The organism is Halorhodospira sp. 9628 (assembly GCF_022228075.1).
Lineage (GTDB): Bacteria > Pseudomonadota > Gammaproteobacteria > Nitrococcales > Halorhodospiraceae > Halorhodospira > Halorhodospira halophila_A.
Genome location: NZ_JAJNRF010000001.1, coordinates 154,355 through 172,026 on the forward strand (window position 1 = coordinate 154,355; position 17,672 = coordinate 172,026).

Annotated in this window: 17 protein-coding genes; 7 read left to right on the forward strand and 10 right to left on the reverse strand. The window is 67.0% G+C overall.

The features are described 5' to 3' along the window. Positions 1 to 144 precede the first annotated feature (144 nt). Both LRG10_RS00715 and LRG10_RS00720 read left to right on the forward strand, forming a co-directional pair. Complete coding sequence (locus LRG10_RS00715) at positions 145 to 1,530, forward strand: NAD(P)/FAD-dependent oxidoreductase (protein WP_201171137.1); 1,386 nt, start codon at positions 145 to 147, stop codon at positions 1,528 to 1,530. Positions 1,531 to 1,559: 29 nt separating this feature from the next. Then, positions 1,560 to 1,931: a hypothetical protein gene (locus tag LRG10_RS00720; protein ID WP_238632504.1), complete on the forward strand. Its 372-nt coding sequence runs from the start codon at positions 1,560 to 1,562 to the stop codon at positions 1,929 to 1,931. Between the two features lie 103 nt (positions 1,932 to 2,034). Here the strand turns inward: LRG10_RS00720 and LRG10_RS00725 are convergent, their stop codons facing one another. After that, on the reverse strand, positions 2,035 to 2,481 hold the full coding sequence (locus LRG10_RS00725; RefSeq protein ID WP_201171150.1) for a host attachment protein: 447 nt from the start codon (positions 2,479 to 2,481) through the stop codon (positions 2,035 to 2,037). An 89-nt stretch (positions 2,482 to 2,570) separates the two neighbouring features. Here LRG10_RS00725 and LRG10_RS00730 point away from each other — a divergent pair, with 89 nt between their 5' ends. From LRG10_RS00730 to LRG10_RS00745, 4 genes are read left to right on the forward strand one after another with little or no spacing between them, the layout of a single operon-like run. Next, positions 2,571 to 3,464: a deoxyribonuclease IV gene (locus tag LRG10_RS00730; protein WP_201171153.1), complete on the forward strand. Its 894-nt coding sequence runs from the start codon at positions 2,571 to 2,573 to the stop codon at positions 3,462 to 3,464. Positions 3,465 to 3,483: 19 nt separating this feature from the next. Next, positions 3,484 to 4,545 (forward strand): FAD-binding oxidoreductase, encoded by a 1,062-nt coding sequence (locus LRG10_RS00735; RefSeq protein ID WP_201171154.1) that lies wholly within the window; start codon positions 3,484 to 3,486, stop codon positions 4,543 to 4,545. Then, positions 4,542 to 5,123 (forward strand): class I SAM-dependent methyltransferase, encoded by a 582-nt coding sequence (locus LRG10_RS00740; protein WP_201171155.1) that lies wholly within the window; start codon positions 4,542 to 4,544, stop codon positions 5,121 to 5,123. Before LRG10_RS00735 ends, LRG10_RS00740 begins: the two co-directional genes overlap by 4 nt. Positions 5,124 to 5,134: 11 nt before the next feature. Next, positions 5,135 to 5,806: an SDR family oxidoreductase gene (locus tag LRG10_RS00745; RefSeq protein ID WP_238632506.1), complete on the forward strand. Its 672-nt coding sequence runs from the start codon at positions 5,135 to 5,137 to the stop codon at positions 5,804 to 5,806. Here the strand turns inward: LRG10_RS00745 and LRG10_RS00750 are convergent. Continuing rightward, positions 5,781 to 6,107 carry a HigA family addiction module antitoxin gene (locus LRG10_RS00750; protein WP_201171163.1) on the reverse strand — a complete coding sequence of 109 codons (327 nt, stop codon included), beginning with the start codon at positions 6,105 to 6,107 and terminating at the stop codon, positions 5,781 to 5,783. The two genes, LRG10_RS00745 and LRG10_RS00750, sit on opposite strands and share 26 nt — an antisense overlap. 141 nt (positions 6,108 to 6,248) lie before the next feature. Here LRG10_RS00750 and LRG10_RS00755 point away from each other — a divergent pair, with 141 nt between their 5' ends. After that, a complete protein-coding gene (locus tag LRG10_RS00755; RefSeq protein WP_201171165.1) occupies positions 6,249 to 8,027 on the forward strand; it encodes a phosphoenolpyruvate carboxykinase (GTP) in 1,779 nt (592 codons plus the stop codon). Positions 8,028 to 8,123: 96 nt separating this feature from the next. On the opposite strand, the gene metF is transcribed toward LRG10_RS00755, so the two are convergent. The 8 genes from metF to guaA all read right to left on the reverse strand — a co-directional run bounded on the left by metF (position 8,124) and on the right by guaA (position 17,653). After that, positions 8,124 to 9,038 (reverse strand): methylenetetrahydrofolate reductase [NAD(P)H], encoded by a 915-nt coding sequence (gene metF, locus LRG10_RS00760; protein ID WP_201171167.1) that lies wholly within the window; start codon positions 9,036 to 9,038, stop codon positions 8,124 to 8,126. A gap of 162 nt (positions 9,039 to 9,200) precedes the next feature. Continuing rightward, a complete protein-coding gene (gene ahcY, locus LRG10_RS00765) occupies positions 9,201 to 10,493 on the reverse strand; it encodes an adenosylhomocysteinase (RefSeq protein WP_201242169.1) in 1,293 nt (430 codons plus the stop codon). Between the two features lie 28 nt (positions 10,494 to 10,521). After that, positions 10,522 to 11,688: a methionine adenosyltransferase gene (metK, locus tag LRG10_RS00770; RefSeq protein ID WP_201171171.1), complete on the reverse strand. Its 1,167-nt coding sequence runs from the start codon at positions 11,686 to 11,688 to the stop codon at positions 10,522 to 10,524. 96 nt (positions 11,689 to 11,784) lie between these two features. After that, entirely contained in the window at positions 11,785 to 12,621 is an 837-nt protein-coding gene (locus tag LRG10_RS00775) for a sarcosine/dimethylglycine N-methyltransferase (protein ID WP_201171173.1), read from the reverse strand. A gap of 4 nt (positions 12,622 to 12,625) precedes the next feature. Continuing rightward, positions 12,626 to 13,432, reverse strand: a complete 807-nt coding sequence (locus LRG10_RS00780) for a glycine/sarcosine N-methyltransferase (protein ID WP_201171175.1) — start codon at positions 13,430 to 13,432, stop codon at positions 12,626 to 12,628. 349 nt (positions 13,433 to 13,781) lie between these two features. Further along, positions 13,782 to 15,557: a hypothetical protein gene (locus LRG10_RS00785; RefSeq protein ID WP_238634426.1), complete on the reverse strand. Its 1,776-nt coding sequence runs from the start codon at positions 15,555 to 15,557 to the stop codon at positions 13,782 to 13,784. A 51-nt stretch (positions 15,558 to 15,608) separates the two neighbouring features. Beyond that, positions 15,609 to 16,067 carry a tRNA adenosine(34) deaminase TadA gene (gene tadA, locus LRG10_RS00790; RefSeq protein WP_338018466.1) on the reverse strand — a complete coding sequence of 153 codons (459 nt, stop codon included), beginning with the start codon at positions 16,065 to 16,067 and terminating at the stop codon, positions 15,609 to 15,611. Continuing rightward, entirely contained in the window at positions 16,064 to 17,653 is a 1,590-nt protein-coding gene (gene guaA / locus LRG10_RS00795) for a glutamine-hydrolyzing GMP synthase (protein ID WP_201171202.1), read from the reverse strand. The genes tadA and guaA overlap by 4 nt, the downstream gene beginning before the upstream one ends. Positions 17,654 to 17,672: the final 19 nt, after the last annotated feature.

The following is a 17,672-nucleotide window of genomic DNA, read 5'->3' on the forward strand; positions in this document are numbered from 1 at the left end:
ACATGATTAATATCAAATCGACGCTTTGACAGCGCCCGCCACTCGTATACATTGAGCAAACATCGCGAGAGATCGATATAACCGATCCGCGGCGCTTCACAAGCGGACAAAAAACAACTGCAGCATGCAGTCAGGAGGAGCGAGATGAACGACCACTCCCCATCCGGGTCCGAGGGGCTCGACCTCAAGCGCCTGGTGGAGGCCTGCAGCCGGCGCGACTTCCTCAAGCTCTCCGGGATGAGCACCGGGGCGATCGCGGCCGGCGCCCTCGGGGCGGGCACCCTGCTCCACAGCGAGCCGGCCCGGGCGGTTCAGACCAACGCCCGCATCGTGATCGTCGGTGCCGGCGCCGGCGGGCTCAACGCCGCCAACCGCTTGCGCCGGGCCCTGGACGGCGCCGAGATCACCCTCGTCGACCGCCGCGAGGACCACTACTACCAGCCCGGACTGACGCTGGTGGCCACCGGCGAGTGGCCTCGGAGCAAGACCGAGGACCGTAACGAGCGTTACGTCCCCAGCGGGGTCAACTGGGTCAAAGCGATGGTCGCCGAGTACGACCCGGAGAACAACCGCCTCGTCACCGACGAGGGCGAGACCTTGGAGTACGACTACCTGGTCGTGACCACTGGTCTGGAGCTGCGCTTCGACCGCATCGACGGCATGAGCGCCGACCTGATCGGCTCCCACGGCATCGGCTGCGTCTACGACAACCCCGGCAACGCGTCCGCCACCTGGAACGCGGTGGAGAACTACCTGCAGGAAGGCGGCAAGGGCCTGTTCATCCGCCCGCCGGGGGCGATCAAGTGCGCCGGCGCCCCGCTGAAGATGAGCATGATCACCGAGCACCGCCTGCGCCAGCGAGGCATGCGCGGCAATGCCGACCTCCATTACTACGCTCCGGGCGACGGCCTGTTCTCACAACCGGATATCGACGAGTTCCTCAAGCGCCACTTCCCCGAGGAGCGGGACATCGACGTGCACTGGCACCACCGGGTCAAGGGCATCGAGCCGGAGCAGAAGCGGGTCACCTTCGAATCGGACGGGGACGGGGAGTACACCGAGTCCTACGACTTCATCCACCTGCCGCCGTCGATGAGCGCCCCCGAGCCGCTGCGCGAGAGCGATCTCGCGGCCCGGGAAGCCCCCTACGCTGATGGCGGCTGGTTGGAGGTGGATCAGTACACGCTCCGGCACAAGCGCTACCCGAACGTCTTCGGAGCCGGCGACTGCTGCGGCGTGCCGATCGGCAAGACCTCGGCCACGGTCAAGAACATGACCCCGGTCATGGTCGAGAACCTGATCCGCGTCATCCAGGACCGGGAGCCCACCGCCGAGTTCGACGGCTACACCTCCTGCCCGCTGATTACCGAAATCGGCCAGGCGATCCTGGTGGAGTTCAACTACGATCTGGAAATGACGCCCTCGTTCGGCTTCATCAGCCCCTACCGCGAGCACTGGATGGCCTGGGTGATGAAGGAGCACCTGCTGCTCCCGGCCTACAACGCCATGCTCCACGGCCGCATGTCCTGAACCAGCGAAGGGGGTAGAGAAGCATGATTATGGAAACCATTACCGTGGCGATCCAGTTCCTCGGGGGCACCCTGCCCGCGATCATCATCCTGGCCATCGTCGACCTTATCCTGCTGGCCCTGCTCATCGCACGCGTAGGCAGCAGCTTCCGCAACTTCGGTCGGGCCCTGGGCAGCGCCCTGGGCGTGGGCGGTGTCGTGGCCCTCATCTCGGTATTCCTGCTGCCGGCCCACACCGGCGCGAGCTGGGCCAACCTGTACGGAGCCACCGACTATCTGGGCCTGCTCGGCATCTCCGTGGGGCTCGGCCTGGCCGCGGCCGCCGCGACCTTCCCGCCGATCCAGTACCTGCTGGGCATGGCCCCGTCGGGGCATGGGCAGCGCCAGAGGGCCCGCGCCTGATCGGCACCATACCCGGGCGCCGGGTCTTCCCCACGGACCGGTGGAATACAGCAAGGCCGCCCCGAAGGGCGGCCTTGCTGTCTGCGGGTGTGGCATCGGCTGCTCAGAAGAGGAAATCCGGCAGATGTTTGCGGATTTGCTCGGGCCGCTCCAAGTGGCAGATGTCCTTGTCCACCTCATGGCTGATCGCCGCTTTCAGCCCACCATCTAAGTGATGCCGGATCTGTCCGAGAAAATGCGGCGCAGCCGCCACCACCAGATGCTCGAAACGCTTTTGCTGATGGGCCTGCTCAAGCCATCGCACCAGCTCACGGGCAAAACGATCTGACTCCACCTCCTTGATGTCGGTGGGCGGATCCATCGCATGGCGCCCACCTCCGGCGGACTCCGAGATCCGACCCGGGCGGTCGGTCACCAACTCATGGGCCGGTACACGCAGCTCCGGGTTCACCCAAGTCTCGACCTCCTGCAGGGACTGGCCCGAGCGCTGGTCGCTGGCAAAGACCCGTGCCTGGGCTGCGTCGGCTGCCACTACCCACACTTTCGACATGTTGCGACCTCCTTCGCGCTGATGTCATAACCCATGCGTGCCTACCCCAATATTAGTAGACTGCGCCCCTTTCCCGAGGAGGACAAGCCATGCCCGAACTCGGCGCTCACGTCTCGGCGGCCGGCGGGCCGCAGCGCGCCCCGGAACGCGGCCGGGAGATCGGCTGCGATAGCATCCAGGTCTTCACCCGAAACCAGCGCAGCTGGCAGGTCAAGCCGATCACTGCCGAGGAGGCCGAAGCCTTCCGACGCGTTCGGGCGGAGCAGGGCATCGGTTCGGTGATGAGCCACGCCTCCTACCTGATCAACCTCGCTGCCACCGATCCGGAAAAGCACGCCAAGTCGCAGGCAGCGCTGGAAGCCGAACTCGAGCGCTGCCACCGGCTCGGCATTGAACTGCTCAATTTCCATCCCGGTGCCCACCTCCAGGCCGGAACCGAGGCCGGGATCGAGGCCATTGCGGCCACGCTCAATGCCATCTGCCGCAACCACCCGGACAAAACGGATGTCTGTCTCGTCCTGGAGAACGTCGCCGGCCAGGGCACCACCGTGGGCGCCGACTTCGCCGAGCTGGCCGCCATCCTGGAACGGCTGGAGACCCCGGAACGCTTCGGGGTCTGCATCGACACCGCACACGCCTTTGCCGCCGGCTACGAGCTGCATACCGCTACGGGCTGGGAGGCCATGTGGGCAGCCTTCGACACCCATATCGGCCTGCGCCGGCTGGTCGCGCTGCACCTGAACGACTCGCGCCCACCCTGCGGCAGTCGCAAGGATCGGCACGCGCTTATCGGCCGTGGCGAGATCGGCCCCGACGCCTTTGAGCGCGCGGTCACCGACGCCCGCACCCGCGCCCTGCCACAACTGCTCGAGACGCCCGCCGGCCCCGAGGGCTGGGCGCGCGAGATCGAATGGCTGCGTGGCTGCGCCCGTGGCGAGCGCCCTGCTCTGCCGGAGATCGAAGACCGCAACATCAACCTGTGACCGCTGTGAGGAGTCCCCAATGAGCCAACCCCCCTTCCTTATCGTCGGCCAGGGCCTCGCCGGCAGCCTGGTCGCCCTGAGTCTGCTCGAACGCGGAGCGGCGGTGACTGTGGTGGATGACGGCAAGACCGACGCCCCCTCGCGGGTCACCCCGGGACTGGCCACACCGATCGCCGGTCCGCGCCTGACCTTCCCCCCTAGCGGCGCGGAGACCGCCGCCGGCTCGTGGCGGCGCTATCGCAGCCTGGAGCGGTGCTTCGGGCAGCGTCTGCTGCAGTCCCACGACATCCTGCACATGGCCGGCGGCCGCGAAGAACTGCGGCAATTCCAGAAGCGCAGCCTCGACCCGGCATTTGCCCGCTGGCTCGGGCGGCAGTTCTCACCCGGCGATCACGATGGCGTTCTGGCCGACCCCTGGGGCGGGTTCGAGATCCGCGGTGGGCAGGTCAACGTCCCGGCGCTGCTCGGTCACGTCGCCGACTATCTGCGCGATCGGGACTCGCTGCGCGACGGGATGGTAACGACCGAGGCGCTCCGAACCGATGCCGATGGAGTCACCTGGCAGGGCCAGCGCTACCGTGAGGTGGTCTTCTGCGACGGCCCCAGCGGCTCGGACAACCCTTGGCTGGCCGGCGTCGGTCTGCAGTGCGTCCCCGGCGAGGTGCTCACCGTGCGCCCCACGCACCCGATCCCCAACCACATCTACCATGGCCGAGCTGGCTACCTGGCACCGCAGCCCGGACAGCGCGGCGTCTTCCGGCTCGGCGCCACCTACGGCAAGCCCGACACCCCTGCCGCAGCCACCGAGTCCGGTCGCGAAACCCTGCTCGGCCAGCTCCCCCGTTTGCTTTCTCGGCCGCCACGGATGGAGGTCGTCGAGCATCGGGCCGGCACCCGACCGGCCACCCCGCAGCGCTGCCCGGTGCTCGGCCGAATCCCCGGCCGACCGGCCGCCGTACTCAACGGCCTCGGCGCCCGCGCCATGCTCCAGGCCCCCTACCTAGCCGAGCGGCTGGCCGAGCACCTGCTCGAGGACGCACCACTGCCCGAGGGTTGCCTGGCACCCGCTCGCCCGGAATGAGCGAACCCCTGACGCAGACCGCTCACCGCCACGTGGCCCAGGTGCTGGGCCGTGGCGGCCGCGCGGTCGACGCCACGGCCGGCAACGGCCACGATGCCTGCTTCCTGGCCGCCCAGACCAACCCCGGAGGCAGTATCCTGGTCATCGATCTGCAGTGGGACGCCCTGCAGAATACGCGGGCTCGCCTAGCAGCACGCGGACACCTGCCCGCCTGCCACCTGGTCCAGGCCGATCATCGGCACCTTGCCGGCTTGACGCCGCCGGACTGGCACGGCAGCGTCGATACCGTCATGTTCAACCTCGGCTACCTGCCCGGAGGCGACCGAAGCGTCACGACGCACCCGGAGCGGACCAGGCCGGCACTGGACGCCGCCCGGCAACTGCTCAGGCCCGGCGGCCTGATCAGCGTCATCGCCTACCGGGGGCATCCCGGCGGTCCGGATGAGGCCCGCTGTGTGGCGAGCTGGATGGCCACCGCCGCGGCCGCCGGCGACCTCTGGCAGGAGCGGGGGAGTGGCGGCGATACCGCCCCGATCCTCCACCTGCTCTGGCGCCGCGCCGAGGGCGATCACCACTAGGAGGCAGCATAATGGCGAAATTGATCCTAGGCGCCAACCGAGGCATCGGCCTGGAGACCACGCGGCAGCTTTGTGCGCGCGGCGACCACGTAATCGCTACCGCGCGCAGCGCCTCGGAGGAGTTGCGCAACACCGGCGCCCAGGTCCACGAAGGAGTGGACATCACCCGGCACGACACGCTCGATGCCCTGGCCGACCAACTGTCCGGGCAACCCCTGGAATGGGTCCTGGTGGTCTCCGGGCTGATGCGGGTCCAGCGCCTGGGCGCCCTCGACGAGGCCGCAGTGGCGGGTATCCGCGCCCAGTTCGAGACCAACGCCCTCGGCCCGCTGATGGCCGCGGAAGCTCTCCATCCCCTGCTCAGCGACGGCGGTAAACTGGGGATCGTCACCAGTCGCATGGGCTCGATCGGCGACAACACCTCTGGCAATAGCTACGGATACAGGATGTCGAAAGCCGCGGTGAACATGGCGGCCGTTTCGCTGGCCCACGACCTACGCCCGCGCGGGATCGCCGTGGCCCTGCTACACCCCGGCTGGGTGCGCACGGACATGACCAGCCAAAACGGCCTAATCGACCCGCCGGAGTCCGCTGCCGGGCTGATCGACCGGATGGACCACGTCAGCCTGGAGGACTCGGGGCGCTTCTGGCACGCCCCTAACCGGGAGATCCTTCCCTGGTAGCCAGCGGCTGGATCGTCTCCAACTTGCCCTGCAAAACGATCTGCGCACGATCCAGGTCGTACTGATTCTGCAGCTGCAGCCACAGTTCCGGCGCAGTGCCGAAAAAACGGGCCAGACGCAGCGCGGTATCCGCTGAGATGCCGCGCTTGCCCAATACCAGTTCATTGATGCGCCGGGGCGGCACGCCGATGGCGCGGGCCAGCTTGTACTGGGACAACCCGGCCGGCTCAAGGAACTGCTCGAGCAGCACCTCGCCCGGGTGGATAGGCATCCCGGCGGTGGTGTTCCGTCTTTGGCTCATGCCGTAACCATAACGCACCCCGTTCAGGCCGCAAACGCGGACACCGTGGTAGGCTGCGACTTAACAATCGCGAAACCATGACCCATCATGTTCATTGATAGGTCGTTGCTAAAACCGACGCCGTGCCCCACGGGAGGAACCATGACGGAACACCAACAGCTGCTTCGTTGGGTCGAGGAGATCCGCCAGCTGTGCCGACCGAGCAACGTCCACTGGTGTGACGGGTCAAGGGACGAGTACCAGGCCATGTGCCAGCTCATGGTCGCCGACGGAACCGCCCAGTGGCTCAACCCCGAGCTACGCCCCAACAGCCTGCTCATTCGCTCGGACCCGGCCGATGTGGCTCGGGTTGAAGACAGCACGTTCATCTGCTCGACCGATCCCGACGACGTCGGCCCCACCAACAACTGGGCCGACCCGGAGGAGATGCGCAGCCACCTCCGCGGCCTGTTCGACGGCTGCATGGAGGGCCGCACCCTCTTCGTGATTCCCTTCTCGATGGGGCCGGTGGGCTCGCCGATCGCGCACATCGGCGTCCAGCTCACCGACTCGCCCTACGTCGTGGCCAACATGCACATCATGACCCGTGTAGGTCAGCCGGTGCTCGACGTCCTCGGCCGTGACGGACGCTTCGTCCCCTGCCTCCACTCCGTGGGCTATCCGCTGCGTGACGGCGACCCCGGCGTGCCCTGGCCCTGCGATCCGGACAACCGTTACATCGTCCACTTCCCCGAGTCCCGGGAGATCTGGTCCTACGGCTCGGGCTACGGCGGCAACGCGCTACTCGGCAAGAAGTGCTTCGCCCTGCGCATCGCCTCGGCCATGGCCCGGGACGAGGGCTGGCTGGCCGAGCACATGCTGATCCTCAAGCTCACCAGCCCCGATGGCGACGTCCAGTACATGGCCGGGGCATTCCCGTCGGCCTGCGGCAAGACCAACCTGGCCATGCTGCGGCCGCCCATGCCGGGCTGGAAGGTCGAGACCATCGGCGACGACATCGCCTGGATGAAGTTCGGCTCTGACGGGCGCCTCTACGCCATCAACCCCGAAGCCGGCTTCTTCGGGGTGGCGCCGGGCACCTCGTACAAGTCCAACGCCAACGCCATGGAGGCCCTCCACGGCAACGTCATCTTTACCAACGTCGCCGGAACGCCCGAGGGCGACGTCTGGTGGGAAGAGATGACCGACGAGCCGCCGGCCGAACTCACCGACTGGAAAGGACGCCCGTGGACGCCGAACAGCGGCGAGCCGGCAGCCCATCCCAACGCCCGCTTCACGGCCCCGGCCCACCAGTGCCCGGCGATCGCCCCCGAGTGGAACGACCCGGCGGGTGTGCCCATCGACGCCATCATCTTCGGTGGCCGCCGGGGCGAGACCATCCCCCTGGTCCAGGAGGCGCGAGACTGGCAGCACGGGGTCTTCCTCGGCTCGGTCATGGGCAGCGAGAAGACCGCCGCTGCCACCGGCAACCTGGGGGCCCTGCGCCGCGATCCCATGGCCATGCTGCCGTTCTGCGGCTACAACATGGCTGACTACTTCGCCCACTGGCTCCGGCTGGGCGAGCAGTCGGGACGCCAGCTACCGACGATCTATCACGTCAACTGGTTCCGCAAGGACGACAACGGCCGCTTCATCTGGCCGGGCTTCTCCGATAACGCCCGGGTCCTGAAGTGGATCTTCCAGCGCAACCGAGGCGAGATCGACGCCCTCGAGAGCCCGATCGGGCGGCTGCCTCGCCCCGGCGACGTCGACCTCAGCGACCTGGAGATCGGCCCGGAGACCCTCACCGACCTGCTGGAGGTGGACGCCCCGGGCTGGCGGCGGGAGATCGAGCTTATCCGCGATCACTACGCGCAGTTCGGCGACCGGCTCCCGGCGCAGCTCTGGCAGGAGCTGGAATGGCTGGAGGAGAACCTCTAAAACCGACCCATCGGCCCCAGCCCATTGCAAAAGACCCCCGCCAGGCACCTGCCCGGCGGGGGTCTCGTTCCGGCCGATTCTGGTGCAGCGCCGGTCTCAGGGCTGCGCCGGCACCTCGACCTCGTCCGGCTTGCGCACCTCGCCGCCGGTCTGCTCCGACAGCCCGAGGTTGTGCCAGATGCGCTCGACCACCGGCGCCTTGTTCAGGGCGTAGAAGTGGATACCGGGCGCACCGTTGTCCAGCAGGTCCTCGCACAGCCGCGTCACGACGTCGATGCCGTACTCCATCCGCGACTGCGGGTCATCCTTCCAGGCCTCCATCCGCTGTGCCAGCCAGCGCGGCATATCGGCCTTGCAGGCCGCGGCGAAACGCGCCTGCTGCTCGAAGTTCATCAGCGGCATGATGCCGGGGACGATCGGGATGTCCACCCCGCGCTTCTCGCAATCTTCGACAAAGCGGTAGTAGCAATCCGCGTTGTAGAAGAACTGCGTGATTGCCGAGTCCGCGCCGGCCTTGGCCTTGCGGACGAAGTTCTCAATATCGGTCAGGGCGTCCGGGGCCTCCGGGTGGAACTCCGGATAGGCACCCACCTCGATGTAGAAGTGGTCACCGGTGACCTCGCGGATGAGCTCGACGAGCTCGTTGGCGTAACTCAGCTCGCCCTGGCCCATGGATCCGGAGCCGGACGGCCGATCGCCGCGCAGGGCAACGATGTACTTCACACCCTGCTCCTTGTAGTCGAGGATCATCTGCTTGAGCCGATCCCGACTGGCGTCGATGCACGACAGGTGGGGCGCCGCGTCGGCGGTGCTGCTGCGCTGGATGTCGATGACCGTCTCGAAGGTGCGATCCTGGGTCGACCCCCCGGCGCCGAACGTCACCGAAAAGTAGGCCGGGTTCAGCCGCTCCAAGCGCTCCCGCGTGGCCTTCAGGTTCTCGGCCCCCTCGTCCGTCTTGGGCGGGAAGAACTCGAAACTGAAGACGCGGGGGTGTTTCTTTTGACTTTCCATTGAACCCCTCCGATTGACTCGAAGCGTTCAGTGCTCAGTGTTCAGCGTTCGGACCGCTTGGCCCGAACGCTGAACGCTGAACGCTCTGGGCGCTCAACCGAGACCCCGGGGGCTGCTGGGCCGCCCCCGGGTCTGTCGGTCAAGCCGTAGTGGCTTACCGGCTTAGTAGCGGTACCACTCCGGCTTGAACGGCCCATCCACGGAGACGCCGATGTACTCGGCCTGCTCCTCTCTGAGACGGGTCAGGTTGGCGCCGACGCGGCCCAGGTGCAGCGCCGCAACCTTCTCGTCCAGGTGCTTGGGCAGCACGTAGACGTCCTTCTCGTACTTGCCAGGGTTGTTGTAGAGCTCCATCTGAGCCATGACCTGGTTGGTGAACGAGTTGGACATCACGAAGGACGGGTGGCCGGTGGCGCAGCCCAGGTTCACCAGACGGCCCTCGGCGAGCAGGGTGATCTTCTTGCCGTCCGGGAACTCGATGTGGTCGACCTGCGGCTTGATCTCGTCCCACTTGTACTGCTTCAGGCTCGCCACGTCGATCTCGTTGTCGAAGTGGCCGATATTGCAGACGATGGCCTCGTCCTTCATCGCCTTCATGTGATCGTGGGTGATCACATTGTAGTTGCCCGTGGCGGTGACGAAGATGTCGGCCACCGGGGCGGCCTCTTCCATGGTGACGACCTTGTAGCCGTCCATGGAGGCCTGCAGGGCACAGATCGGGTCGACCTCGGTGACCCACACCTGGGCGCCCAGGCCACGCAGCGACTGCGCCGAGCCCTTGCCGACGTCGCCGAAGCCGGCCACGACAGCCACCTTGCCGGCGATCATGACGTCGGTGGCGCGCTTGATGCTGTCGACCAGCGACTCACGGCAGCCGTAGAGGTTGTCGAACTTCGACTTGGTGACCGAGTCGTTGACGTTGAACGCCGGCATGCCGAGCTCGCCCTTGCGGCTCATCTCGTAGAGACGGTGCACGCCGGTGGTGGTCTCCTCGGAGACACCGTAGATGTCCTTCATCATGTCCGGGTACTGCTCGTGGATCACGGCGGTCAGGTCACCACCGTCGTCCAGCAGCATGTTCGGCTTCCAGCCGTCCGGACCGTTGATGGTCTGCTCGATGCACCACCAGTACTCCTCCTCGGTCTCGCCCTTCCAGGCGAAGACCGGGGTGCCGTTGGCCGCAACGGCAGCGGCCGCCTGGTCCTGAGTGGAGAAGATGTTGCAGGAGGACCAGCGAACCTCGGCCCCCAGCTCCTGCAGGGTCTCGATCAGGACCGCGGTCTGGATGGTCATGTGCAGGCAGCCGGCGATGCGCGCACCCTTGAGGGGCTTCTGCGCGGCGAACTCGCGCCGGGTCTCCATCAGACCCGGCATCTCGCTCTCGGCGATCTTGATCTCCTTGCGGCCCCAGTCGGCCAGGGAGATATCGGCAACCTTGTAGTCTTGATTACTCATGCTATCGAGTTACTCCTTGCGTATTCAGTTACTTGAGGCCAGCGGCGTCCTTGAGGGCAGCAGCACGGTCGGTGCGCTCCCACGGCACGTCGATGTCCTCGCGGCCGAAGTGGCCATAAGCGGCGGTCGGGCGGTAGATCGGCTGCTCCAGACCCAGCATCTTGAGGATGCCGTACGGACGCAGGTCGAAGTTCTCGCGGACCAGCTTGTTGATCACTTCCTCGTCGACCTTGCCGGTACCGAAGGTCTCGACGTTGACGGAGGTCGGCTCGGCGACGCCGATGGCGTAGGAGAGCTGCACCTCGCAACGATCGGCCAGGCCGGCGGCGACGACGTTCTTCGCCACATAGCGGCCGACGTAGGCGGCCGAACGGTCGACCTTGGACGGGTCCTTGCCCGAGAAGGCGCCACCACCGTGGCGACCCATGCCGCCGTAGGTGTCGACGATGATCTTCCGGCCGGTCAGGCCACAGTCACCCAGCGGGCCGCCCGTAACAAAGCGCCCGGTCGGGTTGATGTGGTATTTGGTGTCGTTGGTCAGCCAGCCGGTGCTGCCGAGCACGGGCTTGATGATCTCCTCCATCACGCCCTCGTGGACGGTCTTCTGGTCCACGGTCTCGTCGTGCTGGGTGGAGAGCACCACCGCATCGCAGCCAACGATCTTGTCGCCTTCGTACTGGAAGGTGACCTGACTCTTGGCGTCCGGGCGCAGCCACGGCAGCTTCCCGTTCTTGCGCACCTCGGCCTGGCGCTTGACCAGCAGATGGGAGTAGTGAATGGCCGCCGGCATGAGCACGTCGGTCTCATTGGTGGCGTAGCCAAACATCAGGCCCTGGTCGCCAGCGCCCTGCTCCTCTTCCTTCTCGCGATCGACGCCCTGGTTGATGTCGGGCGACTGCTCGCCCAGCGCGTTCAGGACCGCGCAGGTGTCGGCGTCGAAGCCCATGTCCGAGCTGGTGTAGCCGATCTCCCGGACCACGTCGCGGACCAGCGGCTCGACGTTGATCTTGGCCGTGGTCTTGATCTCGCCGGCAACGACGACCATGCCGGTCTGGATCATGGTCTCGGCGGCGACGCGGGACTTCGGGTCCTGGCGCAGGAACTCGTCCAGCAGGGCATCGGAGATGGCATCGGCCATCTTGTCCGGATGGCCCTCGGACACCGACTCAGACGTAAAGAGGTAGCGCTTGCTCATGGTTACTCCTTCTCGCTAAGGATTCTCAGGTTATACAAACCCGGCGGCGCGGCCGCAGCCGCGCGCGGCCCGGGAGAAATGGATAAGTGCGCGGGATCAGTCCTTCCGGAAGTGGAAGATGCCCCAGGTCAGGTAGCCGTTGTTGCCACCCTCGACCCAGTGCTGCAGACCCTTCTTCATGCGGGCGACGTAATCGTCGGAGACGATGCCGTCGAGCTCGTGCCCGCGCCGCTCCAGTTCCTTGTGGACACGGCCGTAGTGGCGCGGAAGCTGGGGCGTGTTGTCCTCGAACTCCAGCTCCGTCATGCCGTTCTTCTTCAGCTCGTCGCGGTAGAAGCTCGGCGTGCCCATGGTGGAGAGGTGGATCCGGTCCAGGATCGGCTGAATGACGCCCTCGGGGCAGTCGTCGGCCTGCATCGGGTCGGTGAAGATGAACTCGCCGCCCTTCTTGAGCACACGGGTCACCTCGCTCATCACCCGGGGGCGATCACCACTGTGCAGGAACGAGTCCTGGCACCAGACGATGTCGAAGGTCTCGGCGTCGAACGGGATGTCCTCAAAGGCACCATCGACCACCTCGATCAGGTGATCGACGCCCTGCTCCTTGTTCATCTGCCGGTCGCGCTCGTTCTCGCGCTCGGAGAGGTTCAGGGCGACCACACGGCAGCCGTAGGTATGCGCCAGGTAGCGCGCCACGCCGCCATAACCGGCGCCCACGTCCAGCACGTAGCTGTCGGCGCTCAGGTTGCTCAGCTTCGAGGCCATGCGCTCGACGGTCCGACGACTGGCGTCGAAGATCGGCTCGTCCTCGTCATGATAGATGCCGACGTGCAGATCCTCACCACCCCAGATGTGGAAGTAGAAGTTGTCCGCATCGCGACTGTTGTAATATTGGCGGGCCACCTCGATGGCCTCGTCATCATACTGACTCATCAGGTTATTCCTCCTCCCGATAGGCCTTCTCGGCGACATGGATGAAGAAGTCCGGATCGGCGTCCCGATAGGTCTCCTTGAAGTCGCCGTAGGTCTCGATTTTCTGGAAGCCGACCTCCCGCATCAGCCGCCGCGTGTACTCCTTGCGCAGCGGGAACATGTTCAGGAAATAGGTCGACCCATCGGAGAACGCGTACTTGAACCGCGCCAGCCCGTCGTCCACGTGCTCGGGATAGACCGAGACGTCGTCTCCGCAGTAGTAGTAGGTGTGGCTGGAGTCGTAGCCGTGATCCAGGATGCCGTCGTAGTTGCGCTGGTCCAGGATCAGGACACCGTCGTGGTTGAGGGCGGAGTAGAACTCGGCGAGGGTCTTGCGGCGGTCGCGTTCGTTGAATAGGTGGGTAAAGGAGTTGCCGAGGCAGATGATGGCGTCGTAGCGACCGTGGATGTCTTGGTTCAGCCATCGCCAGTCGACCTGGACGGTGCGCAGAATATGGCCACGTTTTCGCCCATTCTCGAAGGCCTTGGCCAGCATCTCCGCGCTACCATCGGCACTCACGACCTCGAAACCGGCCTCGCGCAGACGAACCGAGTGAAAACCCGTGCCGGTTGCGACGTCGAGTACCCGCTTGGCACCCCGTTTCTTGAGCTCTTGGATGAAGAAGTCACCCTCGCTCTGGGCCCGACTGTCCCAGTCGATCAGGTCGTCCCACTTGTCCACGAACCCGTCGACGTACTCCTCCGTGTAGTGGTCGGTGTCCCGCACCTGGGTCGGGTCCGCCCCGAAGTCCTGCTCAGTCTGAACACTCATAGGTCACCTCTGTCTGGCGATCTTCCCTATCGGCGCACGCGCGCCATGGATACAGTGCCCCGCTTCGGATCGGAGACTTCCACGTCACCGCCAACGCTTGGGCAGGTTGCGAATTGTTCGCCTCTCTACTGCTTCCGATGGTTCTTGTGCGGCATGCGCCCGCGCACCGTGCGGGGCGTGTCTCGGACAGGGGCCTAGGCCCATTTGACGATGCCGAGCCAGCCGCGGGCCGTCGAGCGACTCCGGGTCTCGGCACCTTCCTTTACATGCCTATACGACCGCGTCGGCCGTTAGCGTGGGCATACTGTGCGCGAGATCGGCGGCGAATTCAAGCCCCGGCCCCGCAGGGTCACCGGACCGGACGCAGGCGCTGCTCGGCCGACGCGGATTCCGGAAAGTACTGACGTGACGGGACACAGGCGAGCACGTCGAGTTCGCGCTGGAAGGCCCACCCCTCCCCGGGGTCGACACCCCCCCAAGCATCCAAACCGCCCGGCACAGAGGAGCTTGCCCACCCATCCGCGGCGTATTGCCACCCCTGGCCGACCCGCGCCTCGTCCAGTTCCCTGCGCAACCGCCAGCGATCCCGGCCGAACGGATCCAATGCACCGGAGAAGATCAGCGGCTCAATCTGCTGCGCCGGCGCCGTACCCCCGAAACCGCGGATGATGAGGTCCATCACGCTGCGGTACTCGCCGCCCCGGCGGCGAAGCACCAGACGCTCGGCGGTCTGCCGATCGATCTGCGCAACGGCCCCAAGGCCGAAGAGGACCGTATCCCGGTCCAAGGGACGAAACCCCCAGTCGCTGCGGTTAATATCCGGCGGTAGTACGATCACCCCGTCACTAAGCGCCTCCCGGCACAGATCGACGAGTGCCTCGCGATGGGGGCAAGCCACCCCTTCCGGCCCTCCACCGGCGCCGTAGCGGACGCCGTTGCGGGGGGTAATCCGCTGCAGCGCCCGGTTCAGACGCGCCGCCTGGAACACCGCAGGATAGCGCGCCCGGTAGTAGGCCTGGCGGTAGGCCTCGGTGATCTCGATCAGCGCCGCCGCACGATCGACCACCTGGGCCAGTGCCTGACGGAGCGTGCGCAGCAGGTAGAGCCCCCGGGCGTGAGGCAGCTGACATTGGGTGGCTATGCGCTCGCCCAGCTGGCGCGACAACTCACCCTCATGAGCGTCGGCCCCCTCCTCGCTCAGCCGCTGTGCAAGCGTCACGGCCTCGGCCAGCTCGCAACCGAGCAACCGCGCCAGCGCCACGATGACCTGCTCGCGATAGAGCCAGACGTTGGCCGTCGGGTTGAGGATGTCCTCCAGCTCCGGGTGGGACAGCGGCGGGCGGGTGGCGCCGGTGCGCGCCGCCCGGTAACGCTCCGTCAGGCCCTGCGGCGCCCCGTCCCGGGCGACCACCACGACCTGCGTCACCTCCTCCAGACTGCGCGGCGCCGCCTCGCGCAGGCGCGCCTGCAGCTCCGCCCCCTCCAGCAAGGGGATGCCGGCGGTCTCGCCCCGAGCGATCAGACGCAGCGTGTCCGGGTCATCCCACGGGTAGGCCCAGCGCAAAGGATCGCAGTCACGCCCGCCGTTCAGCGCCCGCGCCAGGCGGGCCATCTCGCGCGTCAGCGCCAGTGTCGGCTCATGACCGACCACGACCTCGATCCCCTGCTCGGGCGCGTCGGCCGGCGCCGGGCCACCGCGGCGCAGTGCCGAGGTCAGCTCGGCCTGCTCGGCACGGCTGGCCACGCGCAAGTGCAGGCGCCGCGCCTCCAGCTCGCGCCCGAAACCGAGGAACGGCAGCCCGTGATCGATGGGGTCGATCCCGTTGAGACCGAGCAGGTTGAGCAGCAGGGAGCCGCTCTGCGGGCCGTAGCCCGCGCCGAAGGTGACGCCGCGGGCCGCCAGGTCCTGAACCACCCAGGAAAGCTCCAGGAGTACGCCAGGCTCCAATCCGAGGCGCGCGAAAGCCGCCATCTCCTGCTCAACCCGGCGGTGATAGCGAACCCGCCGCTCGCCCAGCGCCCGGCGCACGCAGCCGCTGTCGGCAGCGTCCCACAGCCGGTCCCAGGCAGCGCGCTCCAGCGCGCCGCCCCGGAACGGGACAATGGTGGTGGCGTCGTCGTGCATACCGTGACTATAGCCGCGCCGGTGCCAGAGCGTCGACGCGGCCCGGGACAGCTAGCGCCGGGCGCGGAAGAACTCGCGCAGCAGCTCGGCGGCCACAGTGCCGGAGACCCCGGCCGTCACTTCAACGCGATGGTTGTGCCCCGGCAGGCCGAGCAGATCGAACTGACCGCCGCAGGCGCCGGTCTTCGGATCGGAGGCGCCGTAGACCAGCCGACCGATCCGGGCATGGATCATGGCCCCGGCGCACATGAAACAAGGCTCAAGGGTGACGTAGAGGGTGGCCCCGGGCAGACGGTAGGCCCCGGCGGCCTGGCCGGCGGCACGCAGGGCGTTGAGCTCGGCGTGGGCGGTCGGGTCCCGGCTGGCGATGGGGTGGTTCCAGCCCTCGCCGAGGAGCGCCCCGTCGCGGACCACCACCGCCCCCACCGGCACCTCGCCCTGCCCGGCGGCGCACCGGGCCAACTCCAGCGCCCGCGCCATCCACTGCGCGTCGTCCGATGCCCCGTTCACTCCCACTCGATGGTGGCCGGGGGTTTGCCGGAGATGTCGTAGACCACGCGCGAGATGCCGTCGATCTCGTTGATAATGCGCCGCGAGACGTGGTCGAGGAACTCGTAGGGGAGCTGCGCCCAGCGGGCGGTCATGAAATCCACCGTCTCAACGGCGCGCAGGGCGACGACGTACTCGTAGCGGCGGCCGTCCCCGGTCACGCCCACCGATCGCACCGGCAGGAAGACGGCGAAGGCCTGGCTGGTGCGCTCGTACCAGTCCCATCGGCGCAGCTCCTCGATGAAGATCGCATCCGCCCGCCGCAGCAAATCGGCATAGCGCTTGTGGACTTCGCCCAGGATCCGCACCCCCAATCCCGGCCCCGGGAAGGGGTGACGGTAGAGCATATCCGCCGGCAGCCCCAGTTCCAGCCCGACGCGCCGCACCTCGTCCTTGAACAGCTCGCGCAGCGGTTCGACGAGCCTGAGCTTCATCGTCTCGGGCAGCCCACCCACATTGTGGTGCGACTTGATGACGTGGGACTTGCCGCCGGCGTTGCCCGCCGACTCCACCACATCGGGGTAGATCGTGCCCTGGGCCAGGAACTCCACGTCCTCGAGCTTGCCGGCCTCCTCGTCGAAGATCTCGACAAACAGGTTGCCGATGATCCGACGCTTCTCCTCGGGGTCCTCGACCCCGGCCAGCGCGGCCAGGAAGCGATCCTCGGCATCGACATGGATGACCCGCACCCCCATGTGGCGGGCGAAGGTGGCCATAACCTGCTCGGCCTCGCCCAGGCGCAGCAGGCCATTGTCGACGAACACGCAGGTCAACTGCTCACCGATGGCCCGGTGCAGCAGCGCGGCCGTCACCGAGGAATCGACACCGCCGGAGAGCCCGAGGACCACGTGGCGATCACCAACCTGCTCGCGCACCCGCGCGATGCTATCCTCGACGATGTTCCCCGGTGTCCAGTCGCCGGGGCAGCCACAGATCTCGCGCACGAACCGCTCGAGGATGCGGCCGCCCTGGGCGGTGTGGGTGACCTCGGGATGGAACTGCAGGCCGTACCAGCCGCGGGCGTCGTCGCCGATGCCGGCCACCGGCGCCGCCTCGGTCTCGGCAATCACCTGGAAGCCTTCCGGCGGCACCTCGACCCGATCGCCGTGGCTCATCCAGACGTCGAGCAGACCGAAGCCGTCCGCGCTGGCGTGGTCCTCGATATCGCGCAGCAGCCGCGAATGCCCCCGCGCCCGGACCTGGGCGTACCCAAACTCCTTGTGATCCGACGGCGCCACGCGCCCGCCGAGCTGGGCGGTCATCGCCTGCATGCCGTAGCAGATCCCGAGCAGCGGCACTCCGAGTTCGAACACGGCCGCGGGGATGCGCGGGGTCTCAGCGTCGGTGACTGTCTCCGGGCCGCCGGAGAGGATCACCCCGGACGGTGCGAAGTCGCGCACGGCCCGGTCATCGGCATCGCAGGCGCGGATCTCGCAGTACACTCCGCACTCCCGTACGCGACGAGCGATGAGCTGGGTGTACTGCGAACCGAAATCGACAATAAGGATGCGGTGGGCGTGGATATCCGCCCCGGACTGCTCGCTCACAGGCAACGGCTCCGATTGA

Bases quoted from the DNA above. Each gene is read 5' to 3' on its own strand.
- LRG10_RS00715 (WP_201171137.1), top strand. From the start codon at position 145: ATGAACGACCACTCCCCATCCGGGTCCGAGGGGCTCGACCTCAAGCGC.
- LRG10_RS00720 (WP_238632504.1), top strand. From the start codon at position 1,560: ATGGAAACCATTACCGTGGCGATCCAGTTCCTCGGGGGCACCCTGCCC.
- LRG10_RS00725 (WP_201171150.1), bottom strand. From the start codon at position 2,481: ATGTCGAAAGTGTGGGTAGTGGCAGCCGACGCAGCCCAGGCACGGGTC.
- LRG10_RS00730 (WP_201171153.1), top strand. From the start codon at position 2,571: ATGCCCGAACTCGGCGCTCACGTCTCGGCGGCCGGCGGGCCGCAGCGC.
- LRG10_RS00735 (WP_201171154.1), top strand. From the start codon at position 3,484: ATGAGCCAACCCCCCTTCCTTATCGTCGGCCAGGGCCTCGCCGGCAGC.
- LRG10_RS00740 (WP_201171155.1), top strand. From the start codon at position 4,542: ATGAGCGAACCCCTGACGCAGACCGCTCACCGCCACGTGGCCCAGGTG.
- LRG10_RS00745 (WP_238632506.1), top strand. From the start codon at position 5,135: ATGGCGAAATTGATCCTAGGCGCCAACCGAGGCATCGGCCTGGAGACC.
- LRG10_RS00750 (WP_201171163.1), bottom strand. From the start codon at position 6,107: ATGAGCCAAAGACGGAACACCACCGCCGGGATGCCTATCCACCCGGGC.
- LRG10_RS00755 (WP_201171165.1), top strand. From the start codon at position 6,249: ATGACGGAACACCAACAGCTGCTTCGTTGGGTCGAGGAGATCCGCCAG.
- metF (WP_201171167.1), bottom strand. From the start codon at position 9,038: ATGGAAAGTCAAAAGAAACACCCCCGCGTCTTCAGTTTCGAGTTCTTC.
- ahcY (WP_201242169.1), bottom strand. From the start codon at position 10,493: ATGAGTAATCAAGACTACAAGGTTGCCGATATCTCCCTGGCCGACTGG.
- metK (WP_201171171.1), bottom strand. From the start codon at position 11,688: ATGAGCAAGCGCTACCTCTTTACGTCTGAGTCGGTGTCCGAGGGCCAT.
- LRG10_RS00775 (WP_201171173.1), bottom strand. From the start codon at position 12,621: ATGAGTCAGTATGATGACGAGGCCATCGAGGTGGCCCGCCAATATTAC.
- LRG10_RS00780 (WP_201171175.1), bottom strand. From the start codon at position 13,432: ATGAGTGTTCAGACTGAGCAGGACTTCGGGGCGGACCCGACCCAGGTG.
- LRG10_RS00785 (WP_238634426.1), bottom strand. From the start codon at position 15,557: ATGCACGACGACGCCACCACCATTGTCCCGTTCCGGGGCGGCGCGCTG.